Annotated in this window: 14 protein-coding genes; 8 read left to right on the forward strand and 6 right to left on the reverse strand. The window is 70.0% G+C overall.

All coding sequences use genetic code 11. The features are described from left to right. Positions 1-50 precede the first annotated feature (50 nt). On the forward strand, positions 51-725 hold the full coding sequence (locus BKA15_RS18915) for a class I SAM-dependent methyltransferase (protein ID WP_179753327.1): 675 nt from the start codon (positions 51-53) through the stop codon (positions 723-725). On the opposite strand, the gene BKA15_RS18920 is transcribed toward BKA15_RS18915, so the two are convergent. Then, the gene (locus BKA15_RS18920; protein ID WP_179753329.1) at positions 722-1,702 is read right to left on the reverse strand and encodes an EamA family transporter; all 981 of its coding nucleotides are present in this window, start codon (positions 1,700-1,702) and stop codon (positions 722-724) included. The genes BKA15_RS18915 and BKA15_RS18920 overlap by 4 nt on opposite strands. Positions 1,703-1,776: 74 nt before the next feature. Here BKA15_RS18920 and BKA15_RS18925 point away from each other — a divergent pair, with 74 nt between their 5' ends. Further along, positions 1,777-2,328, forward strand: a complete 552-nt coding sequence (locus tag BKA15_RS18925) for a CGNR zinc finger domain-containing protein (RefSeq protein WP_179753331.1) — start codon at positions 1,777-1,779, stop codon at positions 2,326-2,328. A 28-nt stretch (positions 2,329-2,356) separates the two neighbouring features. Here the strand turns inward: BKA15_RS18925 and BKA15_RS18930 are convergent, their stop codons facing one another. Both BKA15_RS18930 and BKA15_RS18935 read right to left on the reverse strand, forming a co-directional pair. Further along, positions 2,357-3,301: a type IV toxin-antitoxin system AbiEi family antitoxin domain-containing protein gene (locus tag BKA15_RS18930; protein WP_179753332.1), complete on the reverse strand. Its 945-nt coding sequence runs from the start codon at positions 3,299-3,301 to the stop codon at positions 2,357-2,359. A 129-nt stretch (positions 3,302-3,430) separates the two neighbouring features. Then, positions 3,431-4,618 (reverse strand): endonuclease, encoded by a 1,188-nt coding sequence (locus tag BKA15_RS18935; RefSeq protein WP_179753334.1) that lies wholly within the window; start codon positions 4,616-4,618, stop codon positions 3,431-3,433. Positions 4,619-4,887: 269 nt separating this feature from the next. Between BKA15_RS18935 and pdhA the strand changes: the two genes are divergently transcribed. The 5 genes from pdhA to BKA15_RS18960 all read left to right on the forward strand — a co-directional run bounded on the left by pdhA (position 4,888) and on the right by BKA15_RS18960 (position 12,462). Next, on the forward strand, positions 4,888-6,021 hold the full coding sequence (gene pdhA / locus BKA15_RS18940) for a pyruvate dehydrogenase (acetyl-transferring) E1 component subunit alpha (protein ID WP_179753336.1): 1,134 nt from the start codon (positions 4,888-4,890) through the stop codon (positions 6,019-6,021). Next, positions 6,018-6,995: an alpha-ketoacid dehydrogenase subunit beta gene (locus BKA15_RS18945; protein ID WP_179753338.1), complete on the forward strand. Its 978-nt coding sequence runs from the start codon at positions 6,018-6,020 to the stop codon at positions 6,993-6,995. Before pdhA ends, BKA15_RS18945 begins: the two co-directional genes overlap by 4 nt. A gap of 14 nt (positions 6,996-7,009) precedes the next feature. Further along, positions 7,010-8,422 (forward strand): dihydrolipoamide acetyltransferase family protein, encoded by a 1,413-nt coding sequence (locus tag BKA15_RS18950; protein WP_179753340.1) that lies wholly within the window; start codon positions 7,010-7,012, stop codon positions 8,420-8,422. 418 nt (positions 8,423-8,840) lie between these two features. Further along, positions 8,841-10,691 (forward strand): ABC transporter ATP-binding protein, encoded by a 1,851-nt coding sequence (locus BKA15_RS18955; RefSeq protein ID WP_179753342.1) that lies wholly within the window; start codon positions 8,841-8,843, stop codon positions 10,689-10,691. Further along, positions 10,684-12,462 (forward strand): ABC transporter ATP-binding protein, encoded by a 1,779-nt coding sequence (locus tag BKA15_RS18960; protein ID WP_179753344.1) that lies wholly within the window; start codon positions 10,684-10,686, stop codon positions 12,460-12,462. The genes BKA15_RS18955 and BKA15_RS18960 overlap by 8 nt, the downstream gene beginning before the upstream one ends. 100 nt (positions 12,463-12,562) lie before the next feature. Here the strand turns inward: BKA15_RS18960 and BKA15_RS18965 are convergent, their stop codons facing one another. Beyond that, positions 12,563-13,006 carry a hypothetical protein gene (locus tag BKA15_RS18965; RefSeq protein ID WP_179753346.1) on the reverse strand — a complete coding sequence of 148 codons (444 nt, stop codon included), beginning with the start codon at positions 13,004-13,006 and terminating at the stop codon, positions 12,563-12,565. Between the two features lie 276 nt (positions 13,007-13,282). Next, on the reverse strand, positions 13,283-15,022 hold the full coding sequence (locus BKA15_RS18970) for a phospholipase D-like domain-containing protein (protein ID WP_179753348.1): 1,740 nt from the start codon (positions 15,020-15,022) through the stop codon (positions 13,283-13,285). A 168-nt stretch (positions 15,023-15,190) separates the two neighbouring features. Between BKA15_RS18970 and BKA15_RS18975 the strand changes: the two genes are divergently transcribed. Continuing rightward, positions 15,191-17,989 carry an AfsR/SARP family transcriptional regulator gene (locus BKA15_RS18975; RefSeq protein ID WP_179753350.1) on the forward strand — a complete coding sequence of 933 codons (2,799 nt, stop codon included), beginning with the start codon at positions 15,191-15,193 and terminating at the stop codon, positions 17,987-17,989. A 3-nt stretch (positions 17,990-17,992) separates the two neighbouring features. Here BKA15_RS18975 and BKA15_RS18980 read toward each other — a convergent pair whose 3' ends face one another. Then, entirely contained in the window at positions 17,993-19,123 is a 1,131-nt protein-coding gene (locus BKA15_RS18980; RefSeq protein ID WP_179753352.1) for a DUF4282 domain-containing protein, read from the reverse strand. Position 19,124: the final 1 nt, after the last annotated feature.

Below are 19,124 nucleotides of genomic sequence, written 5' to 3' on the forward strand. Positions count from 1 at the left end.
AGTCCGGGCAGCACGAACGAGGCGCCGGCCAGCGCCGTTACGGTGAACGTATGGACATCCGGACTGTGCCCAACCCCTTGATCCGTGCGGCAGGCCGGCGGCTGGCGTCGATCAATGCCCGGCACCCGTGGAGCCACAACGACCACTTCCATGCCTGGATCCTGCGGCGGCTCCCGGTCCGGCGGCGGCGCGCGCTGGACGTCGGCTGCGGTGCCGGTCTGCTGATCGACCGGCTGCGCGGGGCCTTCGACCAGGTGCTGGGTGTGGACGCCGACGCCGCCATGGCGGCGGCCGCGGGCGCCCGGTTCGCCGAGGATCCGTCGGTCAGCGTGCGGTACGCCGGGTTCGAGCAAATCGACGGCACCTTCGACATGATCACGATGATCGCATCGCTGCACCACCTGCCGCTGGAGCCCGCGCTGCGGCACGCGTCCGAGTTGCTCGAACCCGGTGGCCGACTGCTGGTCGTCGGTCTGGCCTGGGCCGAGTCCCCGGCCGACTTCGCCTGGGACGGTGCGTCATCGCTGCTCAATCCGGTGGTCGGGCTGATCAAGCATCCCCGGCCCGTCCTGAGGCCTCATGATCAGGACGGACCCGAGATGCCGGTACGCGATCCCGTTGAGACGTTCTCGGAGATCTCGGCGACCGCACGCCGGGTGCTGCCGGGCGCCAGGATCAGGCGTCGGCTGTTCTTCCGGTACACGCTGGAGTGGACGCGAACCTAGTTGCGGCTCGCTCTGCCGCGCAGTCGGATCCCTTGTACCACGGTGATTCCGGCGATCACCAGCGCGCCGCCGAGCAGCTGGACCGGGCTCAGCGACTCGCTCAGCAGGACGGCGGCGAAGATCACCGCGAAGATCACTTCGGTCAGCGCGACGAAGGAGGCGATCGGAGCGCCGAGCCGGCGGACGGCGACGATTCCGGCCAGGTACGCCGCTACGGAGGTGATCAAGATCAACAGCAGGGCCGGCACCCACCAGGGCAGCTCGGCCGCCGACAGGATGTGGATCGGTGCCGCTGCGGCCGCCAGCGGCAGGACGCCGAGCCCGCCGAGGCCGAGGATCAGGGTGGCACCGACGCCGGTGCCCACGGTCGTCATCACCAGCGGCGGCACCGGAGTGTCCGCACCGTTGTCGCCGAGGATGAAGTAGCAGCACAGGCAGGCGGCGGCGCCGAGACCCCAGAGCAGCCCGAGCGGGTGTACCGCGGCGCCCCGGACCACGTCGAGCACCAGGAACAGCCCGAGGACGGCGAGCCCGGCGCCGAGGAAGCGGCGCGGCTCCGGCCGGACCCGGGTCCTGGCCCAGTGCCAGAAGATCAACAGGACCGGGGCCAGGTATTCCAGCAGCAGGGCCACTCCGACCGAGACGTACTGCACGGCGCTGAAGTAGCACAGCTGGGCCAACGCCATCGCGGTCGTCCCGTACCCGATCATGCGCAGGCCCTGCCGCCCGGTCGGTCGCCACAGCCGGCCGCCCGTCCCGTACCGGCGGAGCATCAGCAGGCACGGCACCAACAGCACCAGGAAGGCGCCGCCGATCCGGACCGCGACCACGGCGGCGGGCGACCAGCCGGTCTCCAGCAGCGGCTTGGCCAGCGAGCCGGACAGGCCGAACGCCATCGCGGAGAACAACGCCAGGGTGAGGCCGGAGCGCGCGCCGTGCTTGCGCGCCGCCTCGGTGACCGCTTCGGTAGTGGACATGGGCTGCCTAGGCTGTAAGGGGTAAAGAGTTGGTTCGCCCATGACAGTAGTTCGCCGCCATGTCAGGAGTCAATGTGATTTTCGCCCATGACACCGAGGCTGTGTTGCGGGCTGCCGTCTGGCTGGTCAACTCGCTCAGCCCGACCGACGGGGACCGGCTCACCGAGCGGGCGCAGTTGGACGAGTTCCTGACCAACGAGCGCTATTCCGGCGACATCCTGGGCACGGCCGAGGAACTGCGCCAGGTCCGTGCCCTGCGGCCGCGGCTGCGCCGGTTCTGGGACGTCGACGACCGTGATCAGGCCGCGGACCTGGTCAACGAACTGCTGGCCGAGTGCGACGCGAGGCCGTACCTGATCCGGCACGACGAACTCGACTGGCATCTGCACCTGACCAGGAACGACCAGCCGCTGGAGCAGCGGATCGCTGCCGAGACCGCGATGGCCTTCCTCGACCTGATCCGGACCGACGAGTGGTCGCGGCTGAAGCGTTGCGCCGCCACCGACTGCTCTGACGTACTGATCGACCTCTCCCGCAACCGTTCCAAGCGCTTCTGCGACACCGGCAACTGCGCCAACCGAATGCACGTCACCGCCTACCGCGCCCGCCAGCGAGGTCTTGAGTGAATTTCCGCCTCGACTGACCGGCGGAAATTCACCGTGGAACGCGGCGGCAGTGGGCACAGCCGCTGGGGAGGCCGGTCCAGCCGCGGCGGATGAGGAGGTCGGCGACCTGGATCGCCACCTCGCACGGGCGCTCGGTGACATCGGCCCAGCCGTACCGGAGGGTGACGTAGCCGTCGATCAGCGCCGCATTGTCGCGACTCATGTCCCGGAACCGGCCCGCGCCCTCGTGCCCGTGGAGTCCATCGAGTTCGACGATCAGGCCGAACTCGCGGTAGCCGACGTCATGGCAGGCCCTGCGCCCGTGCCGGCCGACCTGGCGACGACCCCGGGGCAGCCCGTGGGCACGCTCGACCTCGCGCAGATAGCGGACCTCCAGCGGCGACTCGGCTCCTTCCCGGGTGTCGGCGAGCAGTTCGGCGAGCAGGCGCCGATGAGGCAGCTGGGCCCTTCCTTCGACCGCCTCGCGGAGCCGCGCCGGCGAGGTGCGCCGGCGTTGGACGGCGGCGGTCACCCACTGCACGGTCGCGCTCGGGTCGGTGCACAGGTCCAACACCGTGTCCTCGACGGTCAGCCGAGGCGGGTTTCCGGGCGAACGGGGCGATCTGACTCCAGGATGTTCGCGGTGGAAGTCCCACGGCGGCCGGGAGGTCAGCTGCCGCCGCGGCACCAAGATCGTGATCAGTTCCGGCTCGTCGTCGCAGAGTTCGTGCAGCCGGGCCGCGGCCAGGCCGCCGACCCGCGCGGCCGGCCCGGCCCGGAGCACGCCCGCCCAGACCAGGGCGATCCACGGCGGATCGACGTCGTGGACGAAGAACACCGACGGACCGAGCCGGCGCCAGCGGCCGGACCGCACCAACCGGGCGATGCTGTGCCGTCCCACCCCGAGCTCGGCCGCCTGCGCCGCGGTCAGCACTCCGTCCTGCGCGGCCGCCAGCCGGAGCAGCAGCGATGGCGGATCGATGGTCTGGTTCATGCCGGGGATTCTGTGCAGAATCCCCGGTTTCCGCCGCCCCGAAGAAAGTCTGTGGATGAGGCGCTGGGGTGCGGTCGATCTGTGGATGATTTCCGCCGCGACTGACCGGCGGAAAGTCACTCCGGTCCGCTACCAGATGGACTCGGCCCACTCCGGGTGGTCGATGAACGGGTTCCGGTTGTGCTGGTAGTCGGTGTAGATGAGCTCGTTGCGGCGCTGCTCGCTCGCCGAGACCGGATCGGCGGCGTGCCAGGCCAACAGGACGGAGAGCTTGCCGTGCAGCGGGGCGGAGCCGTTGCCGACCTGGTCGTTCAGCTCCAGATTCGGCTTGCCGTCGTCGCCCTCGTACCGGATCGCCATGTAGAACAGCATCCGCGCCACGTCGCCCTTCACCTCGTCCGGCGGCTCGAAGGAGTCGCCGTCGCGCCGGCAGCCGGAGCACTCGTCGACGGCCGACCCGCCGAGGTCGAAGTCGAGGTTGCCTCGGTCGGCGTTGACGCTGACGTCGGTCGGCCGCAGGTGATGGATGTCGGTGCCCGGTCCGGGGGAGGTGCCGAAGTCGCCGTGGCTCTTGGCCCAGGTGTGCTCGCGGTTCCAGTCGTCCGGGTCGCCGCCGTTGGACGACTTCGGTACGGAGCGGCGGGAGTAGAGCTCGATCACGTTCGAGGAGTTGGCCGGGTCCTCGTCGGTCCGCTTCAGCGCGTCCCAGACCTGGTCGTACGAAAGCTGCGTGTGGTCGTCGATGATGCCGTGCAGCGCGGCCCGCAATTCCGGCCCGGTCTTGCCGATCGCCGGCTGGTAGTAGTCGTCGCCGGTACCCGGGTCCGGATCTCCCGGATCGCCGGGGCCGGGATCCGGGTCGCCCGAGCCGGCCGCGGTGATCGCGGTCGGGTTCTTCAGCCCGGCGTGCGGCGAGAAGTACGGGGTCAGGGTGCCGGTCACCGTGATCCGGTCGCCGAGCAGGCCGGCGTTGGAGCTCAGACCCCAGTCGGCACGGAAGGCGCCGCTCAACTGCACGTACAGCATCGCGGCGGGGTCGGTCTCGCCGGCGGCATCGGCCAGGGCGAGGGCGTAGTCGTTCGGGAAGTCGGTCGTGACGACCTGGTCGCTGCCGACCGGTTGGCCGACGACGTAGCCGGTGACGGAGGCCGTCGATCCGTCCTGGTTCGCGATCGCGGTGGCGACGATCGTGGCCGCCTGCGCCCGTCCTGGTACGGCGAGGCCGGCGAGCGCGACCGCGACGGCGAGGAGCACGGTCAGCGCGGCACGTAGAGGGGTGGTCCGGGATGGTTGATCACTCCGCGTGACGAGGGTCATAGGGCAGTCTTTTCTGAATTCACGGACGACCGCAATGGTCGGCGGAGCGTTTCGAGCCTCGTTCAGGTGCCCTTCACCACTAGGACATCCGAGGAGTTTTCTCGCACCCGGCAATCAAGATGTACGTTGTGGGAACGGTCGGGGTTGATGCCACACCCAGCATGATCACGGCCCGGTTCCGCGGCCGCGGAATCCCTCAAGTTCACCCGGACGCCCACCCCACGACCGGGTGCCGGCAAGCACGGATACCGACGTGTCCCGACGAGAGGATGTACGACGTGACCGAGGTCAACGACGCCGAGGTCGAGCTGGTACAGCTCCTGACCCCGGAGGGTGATCGGCTCAGCCACCCCCGGTACGCCTTCAACGGCGACGACGAAACGATCAAGGGTTATTACCGCGACATGGTGATCACCCGGAAGATCGACACCGAGGCAACCGCCCTGCAGCGCCAGGGTGAACTCAGCCTCTGGGCCTCCTGTCTGGGCCAGGAGGCGGCCCAGGTCGGCTCCGGCCGAGCGTTGGGCGCGAAGGACTTCGTCTTCCCGACCTACCGCGAGCACGGCGTGGCCTACTGCCTCGGCGTTCCGCCGGTCCGGCTGCTGGCGATGTTCCGCGGAGTTGATCTTGGTGCCTGGGACACCGCCGAGTCCCGCTTCCACCTGTACACGATCGTGATCGGGGCGCAGACCCTGCACGCGGTCGGCTACGCGATGGGCGTCGAACGGGACGGCCTGGTCGGCACCGGTGAGCCCGGTCGTGATCTTGCGGTGATCAGCTATCTGGGCGACGGCGCGACCAGCCAGGGTGACGTGAGCGAGGCGATGGTGTTCGCCAGCTCGTACAACGCGCCGGTGGTGTTCTTCTGTCAGAACAACCAGTGGGCGATCTCCGAGCCGATCGAACGGCAGTCCCGAATCCCCTTGTATCGCAGGGCTTCTGGCTTCGGCTTCCCGGGCGTACGGGTCGACGGCAACGACGTGCTGGCCGTCCACGCGGTGACCACCGAGGCCCTGGAGCGAGCCCGCTCCGGCAACGGCCCGACGTTCATCGAGGCCTACACCTATCGGATGGGCGCGCACACCACGGCCGACGACCCGACCAAGTACCGGCTCAGCGACGAGGTCGAGCACTGGCGGCTGAAGGACCCGATCGAGCGGCTGCGGGCGTACCTGACCCGGTCCGGCGTTGTTGATCATGACTTCTTCGATGCGGTCGACGCGGAGGCGCAGCAGGTCGCGACCGAGCTGCGGCAGGCCTGCCTGAGCCTGCCCGACCCGGAGCTGGGCGAACTGTTCGACAACGTGTACGCGGACACGACTCCCTATCTCACCGAGCAGCGGGCCGGTTTCGAGGAATACCAGGCGTCGTTCGCGGAGACGGGCGAAGGGGGACGGGCATGACCAAGATGAGTCTGGCCAAGGCGCTCAACGCCGGCTTGCGGCGCGCGCTGGAGGCCGATCCGAAGGTGGTGCTGGCGGGCGAGGACATCGGCAAGCTCGGCGGCGTCTTCCGGGTCACCGAGGGGTTGCAGAAGGACTTCGGCGAGCATCGGGTGATCGACTCGCCGCTGGCCGAGGCCGGCATCATCGGCACCGCGATCGGGATGGCGCTGCGGGGCTACCGGCCGGTCTGCGAGATCCAGTTCGACGGGTTCGTCTTCCCGGCCTTCGACCAGATCGTCAGCCAGGTCGCACGGCTGCACTACCGGTCCGGCGGCAAGCTCCGGATGCCGCTCGTGATCAGGATTCCGTACGGCGGCGGCATCGGGTCCGTGGAGCACCACAGCGAGTCCCCGGAGGCGTACTTCGCGCACACTCCGGGGCTCAAGGTGGTCACCTGTTCCAACCCGGTGGACGGCTACTGGATGATCCAGCAGGCGGTCGCCTCCGACGATCCGGTGATCTTCCTGGAGCCGAAGCGGCGCTACCACGAGAAGGGCGTCGAGGTCGACGAGAAGGCCAGCCCGCCGCCGCTGCACTCAGCACAGGTGGTCCGGCCGGGCCGCGATGCCACCGTGGTCGCGTACGGGACGATGGTGAAGATCTGCCTGGACGCCGCCGCGGCCGCCGCCGAGGAGGGCCGTGAGCTGGAGGTGATCGATCTCCGGACGATCGCGCCGCTCGACCTGTCCAGCACCGTCGAGTCCGTACAGCGGACCGGCCGGTTGATCACCGTCCAGGAGGCGCCGCTCAACCTCGGCGTCGGCGCGGAGATCTCGGCCCGGATCACCGAGCAGTGCTTCTATTCGTTGGAGGCCCCGGTGATCAGGGTCGGCGGCTACGACATGCCGTACCCGCCGAGCCGGGTCGAGGAGGACTACCTTCCCGATCTTGATCGGATCCTGGACGCCGTCGACCGTTCGCTCGCCTACTGAGGAGGAGTCCGATCATGAAGAACTTCCTGCTCCCGGACCCGGGCGAGGGCCTGGTCGAGGCCGAGATCGTCACCTGGCGGGTGAAGCCGGGTGATCAGGTCAAGATCAACGACATCCTGGTCGAGGTGGAGACCAGCAAGTCGCTGGTCGAACTGCCCAGCCCGTTCGAGGGAACGATCAAGGAACTGCTCGTTCCGGAAGGCCAGTTGATCGACGTCGGTACGCCGATCGTGATCATCGACGACGGCGAGGAGCCCGACGAGGAGGCCCCGGTGGCCAACCTGGTCGGCAGCGGGCCGAAGAAGTCGGAGACCAGACGCCGGCCGCGCAAGGGTGCGGCGGCGGCCGAGGCCGGTCCGGCCGAGGCTCATGATCAGTTCGTGGCGGCGTTCCAGACCGCTGCCCCGGTGTCCCGGCGCGCCGACGAGCAGGCGCCGTTGCGCCCGGGCCAGGCCGAGCCGAGCGGCAGCCCGCTGCCCGACCCCGGACCGGCCCCGGCCGAACCCGCCCCGACCGGCGGCGCGGTCCTGGCCAAGCCCCCGGTTCGTAAGCTGGCCAAGGATCTGGGCCTGGACCTGACCACGATCACCGGGACCGGCGAGGGCGGCGTGATCACCCGCGCCGATGTCGAACAGGCCGCCACCACAACATCCCCTGAGCCTGTCGAAGGTCAGGCCACACCGGTCCTGGGCACTTCGACAAGCTCAGTGCACGAACTGTTCGAGGAGCGGATCCCGATCAAGGGCGTCCGCAAGGCGACGGCCGCGGCCGTCACCTCGTCGGCGTTCACGGCTCCGCACGTCACCGAGTGGTTGACCTGCGATGTGACCGCGACGATGGAACTGCTGGACCGGCTGAAGCAGCGCCGTGATCTTGGTGAGGTCCGCTGGACGCCGCTGGTCGTGGTCGCCAAGGCGGTCCTGCTCGCGCTCGGCCGTACCCCGGAACTGCACTCGTCCTGGGACGAGGCGAACCGCGAGATCGTGCTGCGCCGCGGCGTGAACCTCGGCATCGCCGCGGCCACTCCGCGCGGCCTGCTGGTGCCCAATCTCAAGGGCGCCCACGCCGACGACCTGGTCACCCTGGCGCACCGGATCGACAAGTTGGTCAAGGCCGCCAAGGAGGGCAAGACGCAGCCGGCCGACACCAGCGGTGGTACGTTCACGATCACCAACATCGGCGTCTTCGGCATCGACGGCGGCACCCCGATCCTCAATCCGGGGGAGGCCGGGATCCTGTGCATGGGAGCGATCCAACGCCGCCCCTGGGTGGTCGGTACGGGTGCCGAGGAGCGCATCGAGCCCCGCTGGGTGACCACCCTCGCCGTCAGCTTCGACCACCGCCTGGTCGACGGCGAACAAGGCTCCCGCTTCCTCGCCGACGTAGCCCGAGTCCTGACCGACCCCGCCCAGGCCCTCCTGTTCTAAACCCTCCCCAAAAAGCCCGCCGACCGGTCACAAACGCAGGCATTTTGACGGCGTGTCGCTGCAGAACTGACCGGTCGATCGGGGAAGGGAGCGACCGAAGCCCGATGGGGCGGGCGTCAGCGTGAGGCCGGATCGGGAGGCGCGGTGAACAGGGCGTCTGCCGCGGGCCCGACTGCGGGGCGGTGAACGGGCGTCGCGGGGTCCGGCAGCGGTGGTGAGTGGGGCGTCTGGCGTTGGCCGACGGCGGGTGGTGAACGGGCGTCAGGCGCGGGGCCGACGGCGAGGCGATAAATGGGCGTCAGATGCGGGCCCGACGGCGGCGCGGTGAGCAGGGCGTCAGGTGCGAGTCCCGACCGGGTCGTGAGTTGTCCGACGCGATCGGCTGCCGGCGCGGCGGCCCTCTGGCACAGTGGGCGCCATGAGCGGCGGCACCGGTCGGTGGTGGGACCGGCTCAGCAGGCTGTGGCCGCAGAATCTCGCGACGCTCGGTCGGACCTTCTTTCGGTTGGCTCCGGGCCCGACGCTGGGCTGTACGGCGACGACGCTCGTGCTCGGCGTGCTGCCGGTGTTCGTCATGATCACGTCCGGTCGCCTGGTCGACGCGGTGGCGGCGGCGGACGTGACCGCTGCGTTGACGGCGCTCGCCTGGTTCGGCGGGCTCTCGGTGATCAGTCCGGTGCTCGCCGCGATCCACAACGTCGCCCAGGCCGAACTGTCCCGGCGGTTCGTGGTCGAGGTCGAGCGTTCGCTGGTTGCCGCGGCCCTGGCCCCGACGACGATCGGGCATCTGGAGGACCCGCGGCTCAAGGGCCGGATCGACGGCGTGGCGGAGGCGCACCGCGAGGGCGTGCAGTTGGTGGCGGTGACCGCCGTGTTCACGGTGCTGCGCTGGCGGGTCTCCGGGGTTGCGGCGGCGATCCTGCTGTTGCAGTACTCCTGGTGGATCGCGCCGGTGCTGGTCACCGGCTATCTGATCTTCACCGGGATGTTCCGGCGCTGGCTGGCCACGATCTATGCCGACCTGGACGAGGCGGTGGCGGATCAGCGCCGCCGGCCGGAATATCTGCGCCGGTTGCTGATGGAGCCGGCGGGGGCGAAGGAACTGCGGATCTTCGCAGCCGTGCCCTGGCTGGACGCCCGGTTCGGCGAGTCCTGGCAGGCCGTCATGTCCGGGTTGTGGCGGCGCCGAGGGCGGGCGGCCGGGCCCCTGCTGCTGGGGATCCTGGCGCTGCTGATCGCCTATGCGATTGTCTTCGGCTGGCTGGGCTGGACCGCGATCGCCGGCGTCCTCGGGGCCGGGGCGGTCGTGGTGATCATCCAGGCCGCGAACGGGCTGGAGAGTCTGAGCAGTTACGGGGATGTCGGGGCCCAGTTGAGCCGGTCCGGCTCCGCCTTGCGGCAGCTCGACGCCCTGGAGCACGACCTCGACCGGCAGACGGAGAACGAGCCGGCGGAGGGCGAGCCGGCGGAAGAGCCGGACCATGATCATTCCGTACGGCGATCCGCCGTGACGGTCGCGTTCGACGCGGTCAGCTTCCGTTATCCGGGCCGCGCGGAACCGACGCTGCGCGACTTCGCCCTGGACGTGCCCGAGGGGCAGGCGCTGGCGATCGTCGGCGAGAACGGGGCCGGCAAGTCGACCTGCATCAAGCTGCTCGCCGGCCTCTACGCGCCCGACTCCGGACGGGTGACGATCGGCGGCCGGTCTCCGCTGGCGGGGCGCCGCCGTGCGGCGGTGATCTTCCAGGACTTCGGGCGGTACGAGCTGAGCCTGCGTCAGAACGTGGCCTTCCGGGACGACCGTGACGATGATCGGGCGATCGAGGCGGCCCTGGCGGCGGCCGGGGCCGAGGAGCTGTTGACCCGGCTGACCCTGGACACCGTCCTGGCCGCCGGCTATCCGGACGGCACCGAGTTGTCCGGCGGGCAGTGGCAGCGGGTCGCGCTGGCCCGAGCCCTGTACGCCCTCGATCGCGGCGCCGAGGTGTTGATCTTGGACGAGCCGACCGCGGCGTTGGACATCAGGGCGGAGACGGAGCTGTTCGAGCGGTTGCTCGAGGTCAGCCGCGGCCGTACCTCCATCCTGGTGTCGCACCGCCTGAACAGTGTCCGGCACGCCGACCGGATCGTCGTGATCGACGGCGGCCGGATCACCGAGGACGGTGATCACGCGTCGCTGCTGGCCGCCGACGGTGCGTACGCGCGAATGTTCCGGCTGCAGGCGCGGCGTTTCGTCACCGCCGAAGCGGAGGGTGATCACGATGCGTGACACGCTACGGGCGCTCGGGCTGTTGATCAGCACCAGTGCCCGGGTCGCGCCGGGGCGGAGCCTGCTGGTCCTGCTGGAGGTGCTGGGCTCGGTCGCCGAGATCCTCACCGCGCTGTGGATCGGTATCATCGTGGACGGCGTCATCCGACGCCAGCCGGACCGGATCTGGTTCGGACTGGTGGCGATGGTGATCACGATCGCCAGCGGCTGGACGCTCAGTCTCACCGGCGCCGAGGCGCGGATGACCCTGTCCGAGAAGCTCGGCTTCGCGTTCGACCGGCGGGTCGCCAGGCTGAACGCGTCGATCCCCAGCATCGAACACCTGGAACGGGCTGACTATCTCGATCAACTGGAGATCCTGCGTTCCACCCGGGGACTGATCGGCACCGGGCTCGCCTCGCTGCTCTGGTCGGTCAACGTGATCGCGATGGCCGTCGCCTCGATCAGCGTCGCCGCGTCGATCGACCCGCGGCTGTTGTTGATCACGCTCAGCGCGATCCCGGCGATCATCGGCACCCGGCTCCGCAACCGCTGGAAGGCCCGGGCCGAAGAGGAGTCGGCGCTGCCCGGCCGCCGCTCCCGGCAGCTCGCCGGCGTGGCCCTGCGCCCGAGTACGGGCAGCGAGCTTCGCGCCTTCGGCGTCCGGGCGACGCTCGGCCGGTGGCTGATCGCCGATCTTGATCGTTGGCGCCGGCCCACCCTCTGGGCCACCCGCCGCGGCGCGATCACCACCGCGGTGGAGGAGATCATCTTCCTCGCCGTCCTGGTGGCCGTGCTGCTCTGGCTGATTCTGCAACTCGGTTCCGGTACCGCGGCGCCGGCCATCGCCGTCGCGGTGGTCGCGGCACGGCAGATCCAGTGGACCGTGTTCGGCCTGGTCGGCCAGTTCGGCTCGATGGCCGACATCCTGCGCAACGTACGCCGGATGATCTGGCTCGATGATCATGCCGCCACGGTCGGCCACGACTTCGCCGGCCGCCGCCCGACGCCGGATCGGCTGCGCCACGGGATCACCCTGGACGACGTCGGCTTCACGTACCACGGGGCCGATCGGCCGTCCTTGGACGGCATCGAGGTGCACCTGCCGGCCGGGTCGGTCGTCGCGGTGGTCGGCGAGAACGGTGCCGGCAAGTCGACCCTGGTGAAGCTGCTGGCCGGCCTCTACCGACCGAGCACCGGCCGGATCCTGGTCGACGGCGTGGACCTCGCCGAGTTGGACGTCGACGACTGGCGGCGGCATCTGACCGCTGCGTTCCAAGATCATCTCAGGCTCGAACTGACCGCGCAGCAGGCCGTCGGGTTCGGCGACCCGGAACGGATCGACGATCGGGACGCGACCGGCCGCGCGCTCCGGCTGGCCGCCGCGGAGGGGCTACGGAAGGCGCTGCCGGACGGCCTGGACACCCAGCTCGGCGCGCAGTGGCACGGCGGAGTTGATCTTTCCGGCGGCCAGTGGCAGCGGCTCGCCCTGGCCCGCGCCATGGTGCGGGAATCGCCGCTGTTGCGGGTCTTCGACGAGCCGACCGCGGCACTCGATGCGCAGACCGAGCACGAGCTGTTCGAGCGCTACATCGAGCAGGCGCGGGAGGGCGTCGACCGGGGCGCGATCACGCTGCTGGTGACGCACCGGTTCGCCACCGTCCGCGACGCCGACCTGGTGCTCGTCCTGGACCGCGGGCGGCTGATCGAGCAGGGCACCCACGACGCGCTGATCCGCCGCGGCGGGCACTACGCGGAGCTCTACCGGCTGCAGTCCCGCGGCTACCACTGACCGCCGACCGGGCAGTTGAGCAGCGACACGCTCCTTCGACAGGCTCCGAACGCTGCTTTTGTGCCCGGTCGGCTGGTTTTGGGGGGCGCGGGTCAGTGGATCAGGCGCGGCCCCAGACCATCTTGGAGCAGTTGCTCTCATCCTTCTTCTTGGCGCCCTTGCAGACCTGGACCCCGACGGGATAGCCCTCGGTGATGCCGCTGGCGCTGTCCGGCGAGTCGAGGCCGTAGGTGGCCCGCCACGGGACCTTGAACGAGTCCGAGTCGTAGTGGATCCAGCCGTCCGGCGAGTGCGGGTCCGGCCGGAGCACCCGGACGTAGGCATAGGCCGCCTTGCCGTCGGTCACGCCGTCGCTGACGTGCAGCTTCTCGCCACGGGCACAGAACTTGGCGACGTAGTTGCTGCCGTACTTGGCCGTGACGTTCTTCCCGCCGCTGTCGCTGCCGCAGCTCGCCCGGGTGTCCGCAGCGGCGGGCGCCGGCCCGATCGAGAGCATCGCCGCCGTCGCGGCCACGCCGGCCGCACCGGCCAGGATGCGAGTCAAGACGCGCCGAGCTGCGCTTCGCGGTTGGATTCCGATTTCGTCGTTGATCATGCTGATGATCTCTCCCTTCCCTGGTCGCGGATTTCGCAACCGTGGTCCACGCTGGCATTTCCAGATACATTTCCTGCACAAAACTGGCACATGAAAGGGTCACCGAAGATATACGAGAACGATCATGATCAACTGTGCGGAATTCCTTGAAGGCATGCCGAATTGCCGGGTCCGCTCAACCCGGCAATTTCGGGAGATATTCGGTGTTGTCCGCCTAGCTCATGATCATTGATTCGGCTCGTGATAGCCGCCGAACCAGCGGTCGCAGTCGCGCTTGTCGACGAGTTCGTGGGAACTGATGCTGCCGGTCCAGCCTCCGTCGTTGTCGCTGTACGGTGAGAGGCGGTTCACCCACTGGCCCGGGCGCACGCAGAAGCTGTCTCCTTCCGGATGGCCGGCGTTGTAGCGCGGATAGTTGTAGAACTTCACGTGCCGTTTCGTGGTGTTGACGATCGACACGGTCTCGTTGTCGAAGTCCTTGATGTCGCCCTTGCCATCGCCGTAGTCCTGGTCGTTGTCGGCATCCTTGGCGTCGTTGCCGCCATCGCAGACCTCGCCCCGGTAGAGGTACAGGTTTCCGGAGTCGCGGTACTCGTCCGCCGTTTCGTGACAGGTGAACGGCCTGACGGGCTCCGGGCGCTCGCGATCGTCGGTGCAGCCGTCGGCCTTGCTGGTCTGCCAGCAGGTGTGCGCCGCGTTCCGTACCTCGGCGAAGTTCTCGGCGAACCGGTCGTAGACGTTTGCGTCGTTGATCTGCAGCCAGGTCTCGTCGTTCACGCGGACCGACCGGTAGGTGAAATTGACGCTGCCGGTGAAGACGATCTTCTGATTCGGCCGGCCGTCGTAGTTGCCCTCGATCAGCAGGTTCTTCTGATGGGTCCCGCGGTGCTGCCGGCTGTAGAACTCCCGCACCTCCGGGCCGTGGTAGTTCTGCTGCTTGCCGATCTCCGTCCGCTCGGGCTTGCGCAACAAGGTCCGCAGCGGGCCGTTCGTTCCCGCATCGATGCGGTCCGCGACGATGTCGACGTAACAACCCTCGTTGTCGAGGTCCCACAGCCGCTTCGCGATCTTGACCCCGGGGTCGCTCAATTCGTTGCCGCTGATCGCCCACACCGCGACGCGAACGATGGTGCGATTCCCCGGATTCGTACCGCCGGTCGTGTTGTCGTGGCACTCCACCTTGTCGAGAATGTCCAGCACAGTGTTCCCGGACTTCCGCGGCGCGTGGAACACCTGATAATTCCCGATGCGGACCGGAAGTCCCCGGTCGGCGTAATAGTCGTCGTTCGCCGGATGATCGGCGGCGAGATCATGGAAATACTGGTTGGCGAACCAGTCGTAGAGCGGTGCATCATCGGCGGCGGTATAACCGCTGTTCCACATGAAGATGCCGTCGTTGTCCTTCTCCGGAATCTTCTGGTCCTCGAGATTGGAGGACGTGATGAAGGTGACGTCGGGAACGCCGTGAGTTTCGGAGAACGTGAACTGCTTGTTGTGCATCTTGAAGCTGCCGATGCAGGCGCCGTCGGAACCCTCGCCGGGACAAGGCGCCGCCCACGAGTCCTGAGCCTTGTCACTGCCGATCCTCTCCTGCAGTCCCCAGAACAGGGCGAAGTCGGGTTGCTCGTCGTCGGACACGAACCGGTGCTCCACGATGATCTTGACCTTGACGCCGCGATCGACGGCCCGGTGCAGCGCGGCCACCACCTCCGCGTCGGCGAACCGATAGCTCGCCAGCCGGATCTCGGCACCTTCGGGCGTGCCGTCGATCAGGCACTCGAGGTGCTCGTGGATCCGGCGCGGATCGGTGTGCGGGTTGTTGAAGATCGCACCCGTCCTGGCGCAGTATGCCGCCTTCGGGTCGGCCGCCGCCGGCCCGATCGCGATCACCGCCCCAGCCACGACGAGGGCCGCCGCGAGCACGGCGACGAGCAGCGGCGATCGTCCAGCGGGGGTCCGGAACACCACAGTCTCCCGTCAGTCAGGCTGTGCACGAAGCAAGGTTCCGCAGCGTAGGCAGCAGCGTTATCGGCGCCTTATCGAGCGGTTATAACCGCCCCCGAACCGGCCCATTCGGTTCTCGGCATGCCCGGGTCCGGTCACCGGGACCCGGGCGCTGCTTAGCCTGAGCGGGTGGACCTACGAGTGTTGGGGCCTCTCGAAGTGGTGGAGTCGGGCGCACTCGTGACACTGACCGGCCGGCGCTCGCGCCAGGTGCTGGCGGTGCTCGCTGCGGAGGCCGGGAATGCGGTGTCGACCGACAGGTTGATCGACGCCGTCTGGGGGCCTGCCCCGCCGGCGTCGGCGCGGACCCAGGTGTCCATCCAGGTGTCCGGCCTGCGCCGGGCGTTCGCCGGGGCCGGCGCGCCCGCGGACGCGATCGAGACCACGGGCACCGGCTACCGGCTCGACTCCGAGGCGGTACGGATCGACGCCCACCTCGCCGAACGGGCGCTGCGGGACGCCGCTGCCGCGGGCCGGGACGAGGCGGTCCGGCTGCTCCGGTCGGCGCTGGGCCTGTGGCGCGGGAGGCCGTACGACGACGTCGAGCTGGACGTCCTCGAACCGGTCGCGCACCGGCTGGAGGAGCTGCGGCTGCGGATCGCGGAACACCTGTACGGGCTCGAACTGGCCCGCGGCCGCGCACCGTGGCTGATCGACGAGCTGGCCCGGCTGGTCGACGCCGCGCCGATCCGGGAGGGGCTGCGGGCGCTGCTGATGACGGCGCTGTGGCGGACCGGGCGACGCGCCGAGGCGCTGGCCTGCTTCCGCGACGGGCGAGCGAAGGTGGTCGAGGAACTCGGGGTCGAGCCCGGCTCCGCGCTGCGCCGCCTGCACCAGCGGATCCTCGCCGAACCCGAACCCGAGTCCGAACCCGAACCCGCACCGGCACCGGAGAGGTCGGTGGTGCCGGCCGAGCTGCCGCGGGCCAGTCCGGGCTTCAGCGGCCGGACCGCCGAGCTGGAGCGCCTGACCGCCCTGCTGCGCTGCCCGGAGGCGGACCAGACCGTGGTCGTGGCCGTCTCCGGCCCCGGCGGGATCGGGAAGTCCGAACTCGCCGTCCAGGCCGCGCACCGTGCCGCCGCTGACCTGCCCGACGGGCGCCTCTACGTCGACCTGTGCGGCTCGACCCCGGGCGTCGAGCCGGTCACGCCGTTGGCGGCGCTGACCAGGATGATGCGCTCGCTCGGCGCCGACGAGCGTTCGGTGCCGGCCGACCCGGACGAGGCCGCAGCCCGGTTCCGGTCGCTGACCGAGGGCCGCCGGCTGTTGATCGTGCTCGACAACGCCCGCGACGCCGCCCAGGTCGCGCCGCTGATCCCGGCCAGCCGGACCTGCCGGGTCGTGATCACCGCGCGAGTGCCGCTGGTCGGGCTGGCCGGGGTGACCCATCTGCCGGTCGAGGTACTGGACGAGGCCGGGGCGCTGGCCATGGCACAGGCGCTGGTCGACCCGGTCCGCTGGGACCGCGCGGCGGCCGCCGAGATGCTCCGCTGGTGCGGCGGCCTGCCGCTGGCGATCTCGATCGCCGCCGCCCGACTGAACTCCCGGCCGGCCTGGACCCTGCGCGACCTGGCGGACCGGCTCCGGGACGAGGCGCAGCGGCTCGACGAACTCGCCACCGCCGACCGCGCGGTCCGGGTCGGCTTCGAGGCGAGCCATTGCCAGCTCGACCCGCGGCAGCAGCGGACCTTCGGCCTGCTCGGCCTGCTCGAGTGCGCCGACATCGGGCTGCCCACCGCGGCCGCGCTGGCCGGCGCCGACCCGGCATCCACCGAGGCTCAGCTGGAGGGCCTGGTCGACGTACAACTGGTGGACAGTCCGTCGCCCGGCCGCTACCGGCTGCACGACCTGATCCGCCTGTACGCCCGGGAACACCTCGAAGCCGGTACGACCTCGGCGGAGCGAGACGGGCTGACCCGGCGGGCCGTGCACTTCTATCTGGCCACGGCGCGGACCGCCTGCCTGCTGCTCAACGCCGACGCGACCTGGCGGACCGGGTTCGGCCCGGACCTGCCGCGCCGGGCCGGGCTCGGGTTGCGCGACCGGGACGAGGCCTACGCCTGGCTGCGGGCCGAGTCGCCGAACCTGCCGGGCGTGTTCCGGCAGGCGGCGGCGCTGCCGGACGACGGGCCGCGACTGGTCGGCGCGCTCTGTGCCGCGGTCGGGCTGGTGCTGACGCTCCGCGGCCGGGCGCAGGACAAGCTGCAGCTGGGCCGGGTCGCGCTGGCGGCCGCCGCCGAGAACGACGAGCTGCGGGCGATCGCGCACGACTGTCTCGGCTCGGCGCTGTTGCGCTGTGGTGATCCCGAGCAGGCGCTGCACCATCTGCGGTCGGCGTGCGACGGGTTCGAGCGTGCCGGGAACCCGGCCGGTGCGGCCGTCCAGCTGGCGGCGATGGCGACCGCGTTCCGGCTGCTCGGCCGGCTGCCCGAGGCGGTCGCGCATTCCACCCGGGCCATCGAGATCAACCGCCGGATCGCCCGGCGGACCGCGCTGGTCGACTGCCTGACCAGCCTCGGGCTGACGTACCGCCGGATGGGGAAGCCGGACGCCGAACTCGCCGTCCACGCCGAGGCCGCCGCGATCGCCGAGACGCTGCCGGAGCGGAACTGGCTGGCCAACGTGTTGGCGAACCTCGGCGAGGCGACCCGACGGGTGGGCCGACCCGCCGAGGCGCTCGCCGTCTTCGCCCGGGCCCTGGACGCGAGCGGGAGTTCGGAGCGGACCCAGACCTTCCTGGACGCCGAGATCCGGTGGGGGATCGGCCGAGCCCACCACGATCTCGGCGACGCCGAACGCGCCGCCACCGAGCATCGCGAATCCGCCCGGATCCTCGACGAGCTCGGCCTGATCGACGCCGCGGAGCGGGAACGGATCGGCGGCCCCGGTTGCCCGGAGCCGCCGGAGATCATCCGCCGCAATACCTGACGGTCAGTCGGTCTTCTGCTCGTCCTCGTCGGCCTCGGCGAGCTTGTCCCGGACGGCCCGGATGTCGGTCGCCGTACGGACGTTGGCGATGGCGGCCTCCAGCCCGACCCGGACGACGAGGATCCAGAACAGCACCGGGATCCAGCCGAGCAGCAGGGCCAGGATGCCGAGCACCGGGCTGCCGCCGCCCATTCCGGAACCGGCGGAGAAGCCTCCGATGATCGCCATCAGCCAGTAGAAGACGCCGACGGCGATCGCCACGACGAACACGATCTTGGCCAGTCCTGGCGTTGCGTACTTGCCGAAGGACAGGTCGAACAGAGCCGCCACCGGGTTCGCGTCGGATGGACCCTTGTCGATCTTGTAGGGCGACGCCACCGGAGCCGGCTGCTGGCCGCCCTGATAGCCGAAGCCCTGCTGCTGCTGCGGCGGCTGGTACTGCTGCTGTTGCTGCTGGCCATAGCCCTGCTGCTGCCCGTACTGCGGCTGCGCCTGACCGTACTGCTGCTGTTGCTCGCCGTACTGCTGCTGCGGTTGCTGCTGCTGGTCACCGTACTGCTGCTGGGCCTGCTGCGGCTGGCCGTACTGCGGCTGCGCCTGGCCGTACTGCGGCTGATTCTGGGCCTGGCCGTACTGCTGCTGACCGCCGTACTGCTGCTGGCCGCCGTAGGGCTGCTGCTGGTCACCCCAGTTGAACTGGCCCGGGCCGCCGAGCTGCTGGGTCTCCTCGGGCACCGAGCTGGAGACCGGGGAACCGGCCGGCGAACCCCAGGGGGTCGGGCGCGGTGCGCTGGACTGCGAGGAGGCCGACGGAGCCGAGGACGATTCCGGTCGGTTCGGCGGCACCGGCGGTACGGCAGCACTCGGCGGCGGCGGCGACAGCACGGTCGCGTCCGGATCCGAGGAGCCGAAGCTCGGCCGGTCGGAGCCGCTGCCCTGGTCCGAACCCGGCCCGGAGCCGCCGGGCGCGGTGTCCTCCGGCTGCTCGAACGCGTGCCGCGGCGTGGCGGCCGGCCCCTGATCGGGACGGCTCGGCGTCTCGCTGGACTGGCCGAAGGCCGCCGGACCCGGCTCGTTCGCCGGTCCGTCCTGGTTCGGACCGTGGTCGTTCGGGTCTCCTGGCTGTTGTGACATG

Origin of the sequence: Microlunatus parietis (assembly GCF_013407955.1) — a bacterium.
Lineage (GTDB): Bacteria > Actinomycetota > Actinomycetes > Propionibacteriales > Propionibacteriaceae > Microlunatus > Microlunatus parietis.